Annotated in this window: 16 protein-coding genes; 10 read left to right on the forward strand and 6 right to left on the reverse strand. The window is 69.4% G+C overall.

Annotation, left to right across the window (positions count from 1 at the left end):
- Positions 1–12 precede the first annotated feature (12 nt).
- From PSS76_RS23085 to PSS76_RS23095, 3 genes are read left to right on the forward strand one after another with little or no spacing between them, the layout of a single operon-like run.
- Complete coding sequence (locus PSS76_RS23085) at positions 13–855, forward strand: shikimate 5-dehydrogenase (protein WP_013415598.1); 843 nt, start codon at positions 13–15, stop codon at positions 853–855.
- 9 nt (positions 856–864) lie between these two features.
- Positions 865–1,347 carry a DUF6328 family protein gene (locus tag PSS76_RS23090; protein WP_005514086.1) on the forward strand — a complete coding sequence of 161 codons (483 nt, stop codon included), beginning with the start codon at positions 865–867 and terminating at the stop codon, positions 1,345–1,347.
- Positions 1,348–1,375: 28 nt separating this feature from the next.
- Positions 1,376–1,834, forward strand: coding sequence for an acyl-CoA thioesterase (locus PSS76_RS23095; RefSeq protein ID WP_013415597.1), 459 nt, complete (start codon positions 1,376–1,378; stop codon positions 1,832–1,834).
- 7 nt (positions 1,835–1,841) lie between these two features.
- On the opposite strand, the gene PSS76_RS23100 is transcribed toward PSS76_RS23095, so the two are convergent.
- On the reverse strand, positions 1,842–2,870 hold the full coding sequence (locus PSS76_RS23100; protein WP_013415596.1) for a phosphotransferase family protein: 1,029 nt from the start codon (positions 2,868–2,870) through the stop codon (positions 1,842–1,844).
- 118 nt (positions 2,871–2,988) lie between these two features.
- Positions 2,989–3,498 carry an Lrp/AsnC family transcriptional regulator gene (locus tag PSS76_RS23105; RefSeq protein WP_084956993.1) on the reverse strand — a complete coding sequence of 170 codons (510 nt, stop codon included), beginning with the start codon at positions 3,496–3,498 and terminating at the stop codon, positions 2,989–2,991.
- 167 nt (positions 3,499–3,665) lie between these two features.
- On the opposite strand from PSS76_RS23105, the gene pdhA reads away from it, so the two are divergent.
- The 4 genes from pdhA to PSS76_RS23125 all read left to right on the forward strand — a co-directional run bounded on the left by pdhA (position 3,666) and on the right by PSS76_RS23125 (position 8,183).
- Positions 3,666–4,763 (forward strand): pyruvate dehydrogenase (acetyl-transferring) E1 component subunit alpha, encoded by a 1,098-nt coding sequence (gene pdhA / locus PSS76_RS23110; RefSeq protein ID WP_337456673.1) that lies wholly within the window; start codon positions 3,666–3,668, stop codon positions 4,761–4,763.
- Positions 4,760–5,761 carry an alpha-ketoacid dehydrogenase subunit beta gene (locus tag PSS76_RS23115; protein WP_337456674.1) on the forward strand — a complete coding sequence of 334 codons (1,002 nt, stop codon included), beginning with the start codon at positions 4,760–4,762 and terminating at the stop codon, positions 5,759–5,761. The genes pdhA and PSS76_RS23115 overlap by 4 nt, the downstream gene beginning before the upstream one ends.
- Positions 5,758–6,870, forward strand: coding sequence for a dihydrolipoamide acetyltransferase family protein (locus PSS76_RS23120; RefSeq protein WP_084870860.1), 1,113 nt, complete (start codon positions 5,758–5,760; stop codon positions 6,868–6,870). Before PSS76_RS23115 ends, PSS76_RS23120 begins: the two co-directional genes overlap by 4 nt.
- Positions 6,871–6,995: 125 nt before the next feature.
- Complete coding sequence (locus PSS76_RS23125) at positions 6,996–8,183, forward strand: MFS transporter (protein ID WP_084969010.1); 1,188 nt, start codon at positions 6,996–6,998, stop codon at positions 8,181–8,183.
- 115 nt (positions 8,184–8,298) lie between these two features.
- On the opposite strand, the gene PSS76_RS23130 is transcribed toward PSS76_RS23125, so the two are convergent.
- The 3 genes from PSS76_RS23130 to PSS76_RS23140 are packed head-to-tail and all read right to left on the reverse strand — an operon-like array spanning position 8,299 to position 11,171.
- Positions 8,299–9,729, reverse strand: a complete 1,431-nt coding sequence (locus tag PSS76_RS23130) for an NAD(P)(+) transhydrogenase (Re/Si-specific) subunit beta (RefSeq protein ID WP_005514100.1) — start codon at positions 9,727–9,729, stop codon at positions 8,299–8,301.
- Positions 9,729–10,055: an NAD(P) transhydrogenase subunit alpha part 2 gene (locus PSS76_RS23135; RefSeq protein ID WP_005514102.1), complete on the reverse strand. Its 327-nt coding sequence runs from the start codon at positions 10,053–10,055 to the stop codon at positions 9,729–9,731. Before PSS76_RS23135 ends, PSS76_RS23130 begins: the two co-directional genes overlap by 1 nt.
- Positions 10,056–11,171 (reverse strand): Re/Si-specific NAD(P)(+) transhydrogenase subunit alpha, encoded by a 1,116-nt coding sequence (locus PSS76_RS23140; RefSeq protein ID WP_037084388.1) that lies wholly within the window; start codon positions 11,169–11,171, stop codon positions 10,056–10,058.
- A 269-nt stretch (positions 11,172–11,440) separates the two neighbouring features.
- On the opposite strand from PSS76_RS23140, the gene PSS76_RS23145 reads away from it, so the two are divergent.
- On the forward strand, positions 11,441–11,803 hold the full coding sequence (locus tag PSS76_RS23145; protein ID WP_005514105.1) for a DUF488 domain-containing protein: 363 nt from the start codon (positions 11,441–11,443) through the stop codon (positions 11,801–11,803).
- A gap of 14 nt (positions 11,804–11,817) precedes the next feature.
- Here PSS76_RS23145 and PSS76_RS23150 read toward each other — a convergent pair whose 3' ends face one another.
- Positions 11,818–13,356, reverse strand: a complete 1,539-nt coding sequence (locus tag PSS76_RS23150; protein WP_337456675.1) for an AMP-binding protein — start codon at positions 13,354–13,356, stop codon at positions 11,818–11,820.
- A 201-nt stretch (positions 13,357–13,557) separates the two neighbouring features.
- Here PSS76_RS23150 and PSS76_RS23155 point away from each other — a divergent pair, with 201 nt between their 5' ends.
- Complete coding sequence (locus PSS76_RS23155) at positions 13,558–14,256, forward strand: mycothiol-dependent nitroreductase Rv2466c family protein (RefSeq protein ID WP_337456730.1); 699 nt, start codon at positions 13,558–13,560, stop codon at positions 14,254–14,256.
- Positions 14,253–15,074: a maleylpyruvate isomerase family mycothiol-dependent enzyme gene (locus tag PSS76_RS23160; protein ID WP_013415587.1), complete on the forward strand. Its 822-nt coding sequence runs from the start codon at positions 14,253–14,255 to the stop codon at positions 15,072–15,074. The genes PSS76_RS23155 and PSS76_RS23160 overlap by 4 nt, the downstream gene beginning before the upstream one ends.
- Position 15,075: the final 1 nt, after the last annotated feature.

Raw genomic sequence — 15,075 nt, forward strand, 5'->3', positions numbered from 1 at the left:
TAGCGTGGACGGGTGAGCCGAACGATCACCGGAGATGTCAGCAAGGACACCCGCCTGTGCATGTCGCTGTCGGGCAGGCCGAGCAACATCGGCACCCGCTTCCACAACTATCTGTACGACGAGCTCGGCCTCGACTTCGTCTACAAGGCGTTCACCACCACCGATCTCCCGGCCGCGATCGCCGGGATCCGCGCGCTCGGCATCCGCGGATGCGGGGTGTCGATGCCGTTCAAGGAGGCGTGCATCGAGCATGTCGACGTGGTGCACCCGTCGGCGTCGGCGATCGACTCGGTGAACACGATCGTCAACGAGGACGGCGAACTGCACGCCTACAACACCGACTACCAGGCCGTCGCCGACCTGCTGCACCGCGCCGAGCTGCGACCGGAGCTCACGGTCGCCGTCGCCGGTAGCGGCGGCATGGCCAAGGCCGTGGTGGCCGCGCTGCGCGATACCGGGTTCCGCACCGTCACGGTCGTCGCGCGCAACGCCGAGACCGGACCGGCCCTGGCCCGCACCTACGGCTTCGAGTGGCTTCCCGAGCTCGGGGCCGCCCATCCGCAGTTGCTCGTCAACGCCACCCCGGTCGGGATGGCCGGCGGCGCCGAATCCGAAGCACTGCCGTTTCCGGAGGACGCGGTCCACGCCGCGGAGGCGGTCTTCGACGTCGTCGCGATGCCCGCCGAGACCCCGATGATCCGGCTCGCGACGGCGGCCGGCAAGACCGTGATCACCGGCGCGGAAGTGATCGCGCTGCAGGCGGCGGAGCAGTTCACGCTGTACACCGGGGTGCGCCCGACCGATGAGCAGATCCGCCACGCGTCGGAGTTCTCGAGGGCCCCCTCGAAGGCCTAGGAGTTCCCGATGGCCGGCCTGCCGCCGCACGACCCGGACGAACCGCAGAGCACGCGCCTCGCCCGCAACTTCAGCGAGCTGCTGCAGGAGTTGCGCGTGCAACAGGCCGGGGTGCAGATCCTGTTCGCGTTCCTGCTGGCGATCGTGTTCACCGAGGTCTACCAGGAACAGTCCGACTACGTCCGCACCCTGCATCTGGCCACGGTGCTGTGCGCCGCCATGTCGTCGGCACTGCTGATCGCTCCGGCGGTGTGGCATCGGATCCTGTTCCGGCACCGTCGGCGCGAGGACATCCTGCGTCAGGCCAACCGCTGCGCGCTGGCCGGCTCGGTCTTCCTGGCCGCGACCATGGTCGGCACCGTGCTGATCGTCGCGGAGGTCGCGGTCGGTGGCTGGGTCGCCAAGCTCATCGGTGCGTGCACCGCACTGGTCTTCGGCACCCTGTGGTTCGCCGTGCCCGCCCTGTTGCGGCGTGACGACGAGCTGCGCTGACCGAATCGCAGGCGCTATCGTCGGTTTCATGGCAGCCCCCGACGAGCCCGAACCGCGGGCCGAGGCGTTTCCGGCACTGTGGCCGGTGCCGACGCGGTGGGCCGACGACGACCACTACGGGCACGTCGACGCCGTCTCCTACTACTCGTATTTCGATACCGCGATCAACGGATGGCTGATGGCGAGTACCGGCCTCGACGTCCGACGGCTACCCGCGATCGGGATCGTGACGGAGGCCTCGTGCCGGTTCGTGCGTGAGCTGTCGTTCCCCGATCAGTTGCACGTGGGCCTGTCCGTCGAGCGCATCGAGGTCTCCGACATCGTGTACGCCTTGGCGGTCTTCCGCGAGGACGCGGAGGGATTCCTGGAACTGTCCGCCACCGGACGATTCGTGCACGTCTACGTCGATCCCGACACCCGGCAGCCTGCGCCGATTCCACCCGAAATTCGCAGCGCCGCAACGTTGCTGATGTTCGAGTTGGACTGACGCCCGGTCAGTTCAACCCCACCGCGTCCGCCGTCGCGACCGCGCGCCTGACCACGTCGTCGATGAGTTCCGCTGTGGGGCCGCCCCGTTCGGCCCGGTTGCGCGGATCGTCGAGAGTCCGGCGCAACACACCCTCCGCGATGATCGCGAGCTTCCACAGCGCGAGCACGTGCCAGAAGCCGACCGCCGAGACGTCGCGTTTGGTCTCGTGCACGTACACCTCGACCAGTTCGTCGCGGGTCGGGAAGCCGTCGAGCGTCGACGCCATGAACGGCCCCCGCACACCGTCACCACGCTCCGGCCAGTACGCCAGCAGCCCTCCGAGGTCGGCGAGCGGGTCGCCTAGCGTGCACAGTTCCCAATCGAGGATCGCCACGACCCGGCCCTCTTCGGGGGACGTGATGACGTTGCTCAGGTGGAAATCGCCGTGCACCAGAGTGGTCTCGGTCTGCTCGGGGACGTTGCGGGCGAGGCGCGCCGCCAAGTCCTCGATCGCGGGCAGATCGTGGGTCCTGGACTGTTCCCACTGGGCCGACCACCGCTTGAGCTGCCGCTCGGCGTAGGGCTTGTGACTGGCCAGGCCCTCGAGACCCGCGCTCTCGAGATCCACCCGGTGAATGCTCGCGAGCGCCTTCGGCAGCGAGAGCCCGATGGCGCGTCGGCGCTCGGGGTCGAGGCGCTCGGCTACCGATTCGTCGTCGATCACGATCCCGTCGACGTAGCTCATCAGCACCAGAGGCACATCGGTAATCGCCGGATCATCGGTCAAACCAAGCATTTTCGGCACCGGGACACCGGTTCCCTGCAGCGCGGCCAGGATGCGGTACTCGCGGCCGACGTCGTGCGCGGACGCCAGCAACTGCCCGAGCGGCGGCCGTCGCAGCACCCAGTGGCCGCCCCCCGAATCGCGCACTGCGAAGGTGAGATTCGACTGCCCGCTACCGATGCGCTCGAACGACAGCGGCGCGAGTGCGCCCACACCGAGACCGGTGATCCAGCTCGCGACGGCGTCCTCGTCGAGGCCGACAACACTCATTGCGCACCACTCCCCTCCGGTGTCCCGCATTCTGTATCCGCTGTTCGGATCGATCGATTCGTCATGCCGGTCATTTCCGTCGAATCCCGCACCCCCGGTCGACGCCCGTCCGACGATGCTAGTCGCCGGGCTGCCCCCGCGCGGGTGTTTGCGATCCACGACCGTGCGCGGCGCGCGCGAGCAGCGGCGCCGTGCGCGGCCCGACCAGTTCGCGCATCACGAGCGCCATGTTGGTGCGCTCCACGCCGGGAATCTTGAGGATCTGCCCGGCCAACCGGTAGAGGTCGTCGGCGTCGGTCGCCACCACCTTGACCGACAGGTCGGTCAGCCCCGTCATGCCGTAGACCTCGACCACCTCGGGGATGTCGGCGAGCGCGTCCACCACCGCGTCGAGCTGGTGCTGGTCGACCCGCGTCGACACGAAGGCCGCCAGCGGGTAGCCCAGCGCCCGGGGATCGACGAGTTGATCGAAACCGCCGAGCGCCCCCAACCCCTCCCAGCGGGACAGCCGCGCCTGCACGGTGTTCCGCGACAGCCCGAGCCGTTGCGCGAGTTCCACGCCCGTGGCCCGGGGGTTGCGCGACAGCTCGAGCAGCAGACGGGCGTCGGTGGCGTCGAGAGTGGTCACCTTTCGCAGTGTGCCACCGTTTCGCCCCCCGAAACCGTGCATCGTGCTGAATCGTTGCGACTTCGCTTGCGCAGATCGCCGAACGGTGGATGCTGTGAGGTAGAGCACACCCATTCGGGCATCCGCTCACGAGGCGGACCCGGATCGATGCGACGAGGTGACCGACGATGGCCGACAGAATCGCCTTCCCGGTGCAGCTGGTCCAACCCGACGGACAGCGCGTGCACCGGCCCGACTACGCCGCGCTGGTGTCCGACGTCGGGCCCGAGCAGCTGCGCGCCCTGTACGAGGATCTCGTCGTATCGCGGCGGATCGACGCCGAGGCCACCGCGTTGCAGCGGCAGGGCCAACTGGGTATCTGGGCGCCGCTGCTCGGCCAGGAGGCCGCCCAGGTGGGGTCGGCACGCGCGCTGGAGCGCGACGACTACATCTTCACGAGCTACCGCGAGCACGCCGTCGCGTACTGCCGGGGCGTCGACCCGCACGTGATGACCCGGATGTGGCGGGGGTGCGCGCACTCCGGCTGGGATCCGGCGACGGTGAACATGACCAATCCCGCGATCGTGGTCGGCGCGCAGGGTCTGCACGCGACCGGGTACGCGCTGGGAGCGCACCTGGACGGCGCCGAGATCGCCACCGTCGTGTACTTCGGGGACGGCGCGACCAGTCAGGGCGATCTGTCCGAGGCACTGGGCTTCGCGGCGAGCCTCGCGGCACCGGTGGTGTTCTTCTGCCAAAACAATCAGTGGGCCATCAGCGAACCAGTCCACCTGCAGAGCCCCACCCCGATCGCGGCGCGTGCCGCCGGATACGGCATGCCCGCGGTCCAGGTCGACGGCAACGACGTGCTCGCGGTGCTGGCGGTCACCCGCGAGGCAGCCCGCCGCGCGCGGGACGGCGGCGGACCGTCGTTCGTCGAGGCCGTCACGTACCGGATGGGTCCGCACACCACGTCCGACGACCCGACCCGCTACCGCACCGCCGCGGAGTCGGAGCTGTGGCGGGCCCGTGACCCGATCGACCGGATGCGGCGCCTCCTCGAGCGCGAGGGCCTGTTCGACGCCGAGTTCGACGCCCGAGTGCAGGGACGGGCGGACGACGTCGCCGCCCGGCTGCGGGCCGGCGCGCTGGAGGCGCCCGATCCCGGACCGGACGAGTTGTTCGAGCACGTGTACGCCACCGAGCATCCGCTGATCGACGAGGAGCGCGCCGCCTACCGGGCCTACCTCGACACCCTGACCACCGGCGAGGAGGCAGCGTCATGACCGTCACCACGAGCGCGACACCGAGGACCACGCTGACGCTGGGCGCCGCCCTCAACGCCGGGCTGCGCCGGGCACTCGAGGACGACCCCAAGGTGCTGCTGATGGGCGAGGACATCGGCAAGCTCGGCGGCGTCTTCCGCATCACCGACGCACTGCAGAAGGACTTCGGGCCGGCGCGCGTCATGGACACCCCACTCGCCGAATCCGGGATCGTGGGAACGGCTTTCGGGTTGGCGCTGCGCGGATACCGGCCCGTCTGCGAGATCCAGTTCGACGGCTTCGTCTACCCGGCGTTCGACCAGATCGTCTCGCAGGTCGCCAAGATCCACTACCGCACCCGCGGACACGTGAAGGCGCCGTTGACGATTCGCATCCCGTACGGCGGCGGGATCGGTGCCGTCGAGCATCATTCGGAGTCCCCCGAGGCGTACTTCGCGCACACGGCGGGGCTTCGCGTCGTCTGCCCCGCCACCCCGGCCGACGCGTTCGCGATGATCCGGCAGTCGATCGCGCTCGACGACCCCGTCGTGTTCCTCGAACCCAAACGGCGCTACTGGGACCGCGGCGCCGTGGACCTCGACGACCCGCCGGATCTGCCGCTGCACCGCGCGCGGATCGCCCGGCCCGGCACCGATGTCACGGTCGTCGCGTACGGCTCGATGGTGCCGACCGCGTTGCAGGCCGCCGCGATCGCCGCCGACGAGGGCACCTCGCTCGAGGTGGTCGATCTGCGCTCGCTGGCGCCGATCGACTTCGAGGCCGTCGAGGAGTCGGTGCAGCGGACCGGGCGGCTCGTCGTCGCGCACGAGGCTCCCGTCTTCTTGGGCCTCGGCGCGGAGATCGCGGCGCGGGTGTCCGAGCGGTGCTTCTACCGGCTCGAGGCGCCGGTGCGGCGGGTCGGCGGCTTCGACATCCCGTACCCGCCGGCGAAGCTCGAGCATCACCACGTGCCCGACGCCGACCGCATCCTCGCCACCGTCGACGAGGTGCTCGCATGAGCCGCCTCGAGGAGTTCCGGCTGCCAGACCTCGGCGAGGGCCTCACCGAGGCGGAACTGGTGTCGTGGGCCGTCGCGGTCGGAGACACCGTCGAACTCAACGCGACCATCGGGGAGGTCGAGACAGCGAAGGCATCGGTGGAACTGCCGTCGCCGTTCGCCGGGGTGGTGCGAGAGTTGCTCGTGCAGCCCGGGACCACGGTGCCGGTCGGGACGCCCATCATCCGCGTCGAGACGGCCGGCGACGAGGACGAGGTTCCCCCGGCTCCCCGCCGGGACGTGGTGCTGGTCGGCTACGGACCGTCGGCGCCCACCGTCAGCAGACGCCGACGTCCGCAGCCGCACGTGTCCCGGCCACCGGCAGTTCGGTCGGGCGCCGTCCACGCCCGCCGCGACGCCCAGGACGCCCGCGAGACGCGGACGCCGATCCGCGGGGTGCGACGCGAGACGGCGGCGGCCATGGTCGCCAGCGCCGCCGCCGCACCGCACGTCACCGAGTTCCTCACCGTCGACGTCACCGAGTCGGTGCGGCTGCTCGAGCGACTGCGCACAGCGGCCGCGTTCGACGGCCTGCACGTGACCCCGCTGACGCTGGTCGCCAAGGCCCTGCTGCTGACGCTGCGGGCGCATCCGTCGCTGAACTCGGCGTGGGACGAGGCCGCGCAGGAAATCGTCACCAAGCACTACGTGAACCTCGGCATCGCGACCGCCACCGAGCGAGGCCTGATGGTGCCGAACGTCAAGGACGCGGATCGGCTGCCCCTGTCCGAGCTGTGCCGGGCGATCGGCGCACTCACCGACACCGCGCGGGCCGGGCGGGCGACGCCGTCCGACCTCACCGGCGGAACGATCACGATCACCAACGTCGGCGTCTACGGCATCGACACCGGCACCCCGATCCTCAACCCGGGCGAGGCCGCGATCCTCGCGCTCGGCGCGATCACGAGGCGGCCGTGGGTGGTGGGCGACGACATCGTCGCGCGGGACGTCACGACACTCGGCCTCACCGTCGATCACCGCCTCGTCGACGGCGAACAGGCGTCGCGGTTCCTCGCGGACCTCGGGGCGACGCTCCACGACCCGGTCACCTGCCTCCTCGCCCTGCTCTGAACTCGCTCCCCTCCCCCGCATCCGCCCCTCGCTCGCTCCGCTCGCGAGCTGAAGGGTCCCTTCAGCAGCTGTCAGCGCACGAAGGGTCCCTTCAGCTGCGCGCGGGATTCGGTACAAAGGGGAACGTGGACACCCCGACCCCGCGCCCGCGCCACCTGACCGCCGCCCGCGCCGCGATCTTCGGGGTGTTCGGCATCAACGGCTTCCTGCTCGCGATGTGGGTGGTCCACATTCCCGCGATCGAGGACCGGACGAACATCGCCCACTCGACGCTCGGGTCGCTGCTTCTGCTGCTCGCGCTCGGCGCGATCGCCGGGATGCAGTTGGCGGGGCCGCTCGCCGACCGATACGGCAGCCGACTGCTGGTCGCGCTGAGCGGGATCCTGCTGTCGATCGCGGTGATCGGACCGGGGCTCGCGTCCACGGCGTGGCAGCTGGGTCTGGCGCTGCTGGTTTTCGGGTTCGGCAACGGCGCCCTGGACGTGTCGATGAACTCGCAGGCCGTCCTCACCGAACGCGAGTACGGCCGCCCGATCATGTCGGCTTTCCACGGCATGTTCTCGATCGGGGGCGTCGTCGGATCGCTCGTCGGCGCGGTCACCATCGGGGCCGGCTGGTCACCGGCCGTCACGCTGGCCGCGTCGTCGGTGCTGGGTTTCGCCGCTGTGGCGCTGTGCACCGCCCGGTTGCTTCCGCCGTCGGCGCATCCGCAGCCCGAACCTCACGGGCAACGCCGGCGCGGGCGGTACTCGCCACGGGTGCTCGCGCTGGGCGCGGTGGCGTTCGCGTTGATGCTCGCCGAGGGCGTCGCCAACGACTGGTCCACCCTGCAGGTCAAGGAGCATCTGGACGTCCCGGCGTCGGTGGCCGCGCTCGCGTTCGGCGCGTTCTCGCTGACGATGACGGTGGGGCGGTTCACCGCGGACCGAGTCAGCTCGGCGCTCGGTCCGGTCGCCGTGGTCCGGTACGGGACGCTGATCGCGGCGGCCGGGATGGCAACGGTCGTGGTGTCGCCGTGGCTGCCGACGACGCTGCTCGGCTGGGCCCTGTTCGGGCTCGGGTTGTCGGGGTGCGTGCCGCAGATCTTCACCGCGGCCGGGAACCTCGGGGCCGGGGCTGCGGGGGCGAACATGTCCCGCGTCGTGGGCATGGGGTACATCGGCTTCCTCGCCGGGCCGGCGACCATCGGCTGGCTCACCCACCTGGTGCCGCTCACGGTCGCGATGGTGGTGCCGCTGGTGTGCGTCCTGGTCGCGGCCCGCTTCGCCGGCATCGTGGACCGGCCCGCGACCCGCGCCGTCGCGGTCGGCTGAAACGGCGGAAGGGTCCCTTCACCCGCTGGGAGCGAGTGAAGGGACCCTTCAGCTGACGGGCGGAGGGGGACGCGTCCGCCAGTTGCCGTCTTCGTCTTCCGTGATGCGCCGAGGCCTACAGGGCCTTGAGCTCCTCGGTGACCTCGGAAACCATCTTCTTGGCGTCACCGAACAGCATCGAGGTGCCGTCTGCGGTGAACAGCGGGTTGTCGATGCCGGCGTAGCCCGACGACATCGAGCGCTTGAGCACGATGACCGACTTGGACTGGTCGACGTTGAGGATCGGCATGCCGTAGATCGGCGAGCTCGAGTCGTTGCGTGCGGCCGGGTTGGTGACGTCGTTGGCGCCGATGACGACGGTGACATCGGTGCGCGCGAACTCGCCGTTGATGTCGTCCATCTCCTTCATCGCGTCGTACGCGACGTCGGCCTCGGCGAGCAGGACGTTCATGTGACCGGGCATGCGGCCGGCGACCGGGTGGATCGCGTACTTGACCTCGACGCCACGCTCCTCGAGCAGGGCCGCCATCTCCTTGACCGCGTGCTGGGCCTGCGCGACGGCGAGACCGTAGCCGGGGACGACGATGACCTGGTTGGCGTATGCCATCTGGATCGCCGCATCCGACGCGGACGTGGCCTTGACGGTGCCGCCGGATGCCGCGCCGCCGGGGCCGCCGGCGTCACCGCCACCGAACGAGCCGAAGATGATCGCGGGGATCGAGCGGTTCATGGCCTTGGCCATGAGGTTGGTGAGGATCGAGCCGGACGCGCCGACGATCATGCCGGCGACGATCATCGCCTGGTTGTTGAGCGCGAGACCCGCGGCCGCGGCCGACAGACCGGTGAGCGCGTTGAGCAGCGAGATGACGACGGGCATGTCGGCGCCGCCGATCGGCAGGACGACGAACAGACCCATGACGCCGGCGGCGACGAGCAGGCCGACGATCCACAGCGCGGACGTCGGATCGTTGGCCGGGTCGGCCTGGATGCCGATGTAGATCGCGATGCCGACCGAGACGACCGCGAGGATCATGTTCGCCAGCTGGAACGCCTTCGCCGAGGCGACGACCTTCTTCTCGAAGTTCTTGTTGAACAGCTCCTGCAGCTTCGCGAACGCGACCAGCGAGCCCCAGAACGAGACCGAACCGATGATGGCGGCGAACAGCGAGCCGACGATGAACGGCACCGACGGCACCGTCTCGACGGTGGTGAAGCCGTCGGAGTTGAGGAACTCGGCCCACGCGATGAGCGCAACCGTGCCACCGCCGACGCCGTTGAACAGCGCGACGAGCTGCGGCATCGCCGTCATCTTCGTGCGCAGTGCCGGCGGGACGCCGAGGACGATACCGACGAGCAGACCACCGATGATCAGGCCCCAGTGGTCGGTGTCGCGGATGTCGATGAGGACCGCGACGACCGCGATCAGCATGCCGACGGCAGCGATGTAGTTGCCGCGCACCGCGGTCTTCGGGCCTGTCAGGCCCGACAGACCGTAGATGAACATCGCGAACGCGACGATGTACAGGATGGAGACGAGGTAGCTCATCAGGCGTCAGCCCCCTTCTTCACGGCAGGCGCGTCCTTCTTCGGCTTGAACATCGCGAGCATGCGGTCGGTGACGACGAAGCCGCCGACGACGTTCAGGGTGCCGAACACCAGCGCGACGAAGAGGATGATCTTGATCGACCACGGGGCGTCGGACGGCAGGTGGCCGAGAACGACCAGCGCGCCGAGCACGACGATGCCGTGGATGGCGTTGGTGCCCGACATCAGCGGCGTGTGCAGCGTGTTCGGCACCTTCGAGATGACAGCGAAGCCCACGAACCCGGCCAGGACCAGGATCGCGATGTTCGCCAGAAGTTCGGTGTACATCTAGGGGGTCTCCTTCGATCCGGTCACGCACGCACCGGCGAGGATCTCGTCCGAGAAGTCGGGTGCCAGCGCACCGTTCTCGTCGAGCATCAGCTCGATCAGGGCCGCAACGTTCTTCGAGTACAGCTCCGAGGCGTGCTCGGGCATCGTCGCCGGGAGGTTCAGCGGCGAGCAGATGGTGACACCGTGCTTGACGGCCGTCCGGCCGGGCTCGGTGAGCTCGCAGTTGCCACCGGTCTCGCCGGCGAGGTCGACGATGACGCTGCCGGGCTTCATGCCCTCGACGGCAGCGGCGGTCACCAGGCGCGGCGCGGGGCGACCCGGCACCAGCGCGGTGGTGATGACGACGTCGAAGCCCTTGATGGCATCCTCGAGCGCCTGCTGCTGCTGTGCGCGCTCGGCGTCGGTCAGCTCACGGGCGTAGCCGCCTTCGCCGGCCGCGTCGATGCCGAGGTCGAGCCACTGTGCACCGACCGAGCGGACCTGGTCGGCCACCTCGGGACGCACGTCGTAACCCGTGGTGCGGCCGCCGAGACGCTTGGCCGTGGCCAACGCCTGCAGACCCGCGACACCCACACCGAGGACCAGGACGGTCGCGGGCTTCACGGTGCCGGCCGCGGTGGTCAGCATCGGGAAGAAGCGGGTGGACTCGGACGCCGCGACGAGGACGGCCTTGTAGCCGGCGACGTTCGCCTGCGACGACAGCGCGTCCATCACCTGGGCGCGGGAGATGCGCGGGATCGCCTCGACGGCGAACGCGCTCACACCGGCCGCGGACAGCGCACCGATCTGGTTCTCGGCGTTGCGCGGGGCGAGGAAGCCGATCAGCGTCTGCCCGGAGCGGAGCTTGCCGACCTCTTCGTCCGACGGGGGTGCGACCTTGACGACGACGTCGGAGGTCCACGCGTCACCGATGGTGGCGCCGGCCTCCTTGTACAGCTCGTCGGGAATCAGGGCACCCAGTCCGGCACCGGGCTCGACGACGACGTCGACTCCCTTGGCGGCCAGTGACGCCACAACCTTGGGCACCAGTGCCACCCGTCGTTCGCCGTCGCTCGTCTCCCGAACGACACCGACCGATGGGCGCACCTGTGCCGCGCTCTTCGATGTATCCAATGTTTCGACTTCCTGCGGTAGATGGTGTGCCTGCCGCGACGGGCGGCAACTATCGAGCGATCGACGGACGATGACCCGACCGATGCAAGTGGTCCACGATGGTAAGCAGAACTACCGTGAGCAAGGGGCACGCGCAAGTCGGCCGGAGTGTCTGAATCGAGTCCGAACAGAGGTATACCACTGTAAGAGACACTTTTTGTGATACAGCTCACCATTTCACACGGACGTAACGTCGCGTCCGGGTAGGCCCAAGAAACGGAGGTTCGGAGATGCCCACTCGGGCCGTCGACATCGAACGCGTGTACGACCATCCGGCCGCGGAACCGAGTTTCCGAGTCTTCGTCGACCGGCTGTGGCCGCGCGGATTGCGCAAGGATTCGTTCCATTACGACGACTGGGCGAAGGACCTCGCGCCGTCGACCGATCTGCGGCGGTGGTACAGCCACGACATAGCAGAGTTCGGCGAGTTTCGCTCCCGCTATCTCACGGAGCTGGAATCCGCGGAGGGACGCAGCGCCGTGGAGCGCGTGCTGACCCTCGCGGGAGACCGTCCCCTCGTCCTGCTCACCGCCACCAAGGACCTCGACCACAGTCACGCCGCCGTCCTGCAGGAGCACTTCCGGGAGCTGTGACCCCGCGCCGATCCCTACGCCGGGACGTACCGCGCGCGCAGGGTGTGCTTGACGAGTTTCCCGGTCGGGGTGCGCGGTAGGTCGTCGACGAAGTCGATCGATCGGGGCGCCTTGTAGTGCGCGACGCGCTCACGGACGTAGTCGAGCAGTTCGCGTTCGATGTCTGCGTTCCCGGTCACACCGTCCACCAGTTGGACGACCGCCTTGACCCCCTCCCCCATCTCGTCGTGCGGCACGCCGATGACCGCGACGTCGTACACCTTCGGATGCAGGGTGAGGACGTTCTCGGATTCCTGCGGATAGATGTTGACCCCGCCGGAGATGATGGTGAACGCCGCGCGGTCGGTGAGATACAGGAAGCGGTCGTCGTCGAGGTAGCCGATGTCGCCGCTCGTGGTCCACGTCGGATGGTCGGGGTGCTGCGCGGACGCCGTCTTGACGGGATCGTTGTGGTACTCGAACGGGACCTGGTCGCGCTCCCAGTACACGGTGCCGATCTCCCCCGTCGGCGGTTCGTGCCCCGCCTCGTCGCAGATGTGCACGATGCCGAGGACCCCGTCGCGGCCCACCGACCCGGGGCGGGCCAACGCCTGGGCGCTGTCGATGAACGTCGCGCCCGCCCCCTCGGTCGACGCGTAGTACTCGTGGATCACCGGGCCCCACCAGTCGATCATCGCGCGCTTGACCTCGACCGGGCACGGGGCGGCGGCGTGGATCGCGACACGCATGCTGGACACGTCGTAGCGGTCGCGAATCTCGCTGGGCAGCTTGAGCATCCGCACGAACATCGTGGGCACCCACTGGCTGTGCGTGACGCGGTGCCGCTCGATCAGCGCGAGCGCCTCGGCCGCGTCGAACCGGTCCATCACGATCACGGTCCCGCCGACGGAGTTGATCGTGCCGCAGAAGCGCAGTGGCGCAGCGTGATACAGCGGTGCCGGGCACAGGTAGACGGTGTCGGCGTCGAAGCCGTACATCGGCGCGAACACCGCGGTGTAGGGGTCGACGGTCTCGTGTACCTGCCCCTCGGGCAGCTGCGGTTTGATCCCCTTGGGCCGGCCGGTGGTGCCCGACGAGTACAGCATGTCCTGCCCGCGCGGCTGGGATTCCAGCGGTTCGTCCGACTGCTGCGCGAGCACCGCTTCGTAGTCGTCGTAGCCGTCGACCGCTCCCCCGAACACCAATCGGCAGCGCACCTTCGGGAGCTCGGTCGGATCCGCCGGGAGGGCCGCGGCCGCGTCCGCCGAGACGACCAGTGCCGACGCCTCGCAGTCGTCGACGACGTACGCCGCCTCGGCCGGGGTGAGATGCCAGTTGACGGCGGTGATGTAAAGCCCGGATCGCAGCGCCGCCCAGTACACCTCGAGCACCCGCAGGTCGTTGCCTGCGACCACCGCGAGGTGATCGCCCGGCCGCATCCCGATCGCGCGCAGGTACCGGGCCAGCCGCAGTGACCGCTCGTCGAGCTGCTGGTAGGTGAGCTGCTCACCCGTGGCGGGGCGGATGACCGCCGGCTTGTCGGGCGTGCCGGCGACGAAGGTTCCCGGAAACACGGCGGCTCCTCATGTGAACGGTGATTCGCATGATCGGTCTGCGTCGATGGTCCACCTTCGGCTGCATCTCCGGAGCGGTTTCGCCCGAATCGTTCGAAAAGCCGACCCGGTACGACGTTTGCGTGTCGAGTCGTCGCCTCGGCCGTCGTTCGGTCCTAGAGTGGCAGGGTGGCCACGGACAGGGGTACCGACGCCGAGCCGATCACCTCGGTCGACTTCCATTTCGACCCGATGTGCCCGTTCGCGTTCCACGCGTCGCGCTGGATCCGGCACGTACGCGCCGAGACCGGCATCGACATCGCGTGGCGCTTCTTCAGCCTCGAGGAGATCAACCGCCGCGACGACCAGAAGCACCCGTGGGAGCGCGAGTGGTCGTACGGGTGGTCTCTGATGCGGGTCGGTGCGCTGCTGCGCCGCGAGAGCATGGATCTGCTGGACCGGTGGCACTTCGCGACCGGTCACCTGCTGCACGTCGACGGCGGCAAACCGCACGACCCGGCGGTAGCCCGCGGCCTGCTCGAGCGCCTGGGCCTCGATCCGGCGCTACTCGACGCCGCTCTCGCCGATCCCACCACGCACGACGACGTCCGCGCGGATCACGACCGGGTGGTGGCGGCGGGTGGATTCGGGGTGCCGACGCTGTTCGTCCAGGGCACCGCGTTCTTCGGCCCGGTGCTGATCGATCCGCCCTCGGGCGAGGCCGCGGTGCGGCTCTGGAACACCGTCACCGAACTGCTCGAGTTCCCGCACGTCTACGAGATCCAGCGGATCAAGGGCGCGTCGGACGCCGCGGACATCGGACGCGCGCTGGAGCCGTACGTGCGGGGCCGCGACTGGCAGAGTGTCGATCGAGGTGAGGTCGTCGACCTCCCCGCGGCGGAAACGGAGAGTGACAGATGAGCGAGTTCCCCCAGGGCATCCTGGTCGACGCACTGTCCGAGCAGTGGGCGGTGCTCGACGACGTGCTTTCCACCGTGCAGGGCGACGCCTGGCTGACCCCGACCGCGCTGCCCGGGTGGACGGTGCGCGACGTCGTCTCGCACATCATCGGGACGGAGTCGATGCTGTCCGGCCTCGAACCGCCGGCGACGGCGATCGACGTGCACGGACTGGCCCACGTGCGCAACGAGATCGGCGCGCTCAACGAACGCTGGGTGGAGGGGCTGCGCGCCCACACCGGGCCGCAGATCCTCGCGATGTTCCGGGAGATCACCTCCAGCCGGCTGGAGGTGCTCGGCGACATGACGCAGGACGATTTCGACGCGGCCGCCGTCACCCCGGCCGGACCGGCCACGTACGGCCGCTTCATGCGAATCCGGCTGTTCGACTGCTGGATTCACGAGCACGACATCCGCGATGCGCTGGGCGGTCCCGCCGGGGACGAGGGCGGCTCGCGCGGCAACCTGGCGTTCCAGGAGATCGCCGGTGCACTCGGCTTCGTCGTCGGCAAGCTGGGCCACGCCCCGGAGGGCGCCCGGGTGACGTTCGAGCTGTCCGGACCGCTGGCCCGCACGCTGCACGTGGAGGTCGACGGACGCGCCGCGGTGGTGCCGGAGCTGTCCGGGCCGGCGACGTCGACGATCGCGATGGATTCGCGCCTGTTCACGCGGTTGGCGACCGGTCGCACGACAGCGGCCGAGCACGTACCGGAGTTCGAACTGGGCGGCGACACCGAGGTGGGTCGCCGGATCGTCGACCACCTGGCCTTCACGATCTGAC

It is taken from the genome of Prescottella sp. D32 (assembly GCF_037287305.1).
Taxonomy (GTDB): domain Bacteria; phylum Actinomycetota; class Actinomycetes; order Mycobacteriales; family Mycobacteriaceae; genus Prescottella; species Prescottella equi.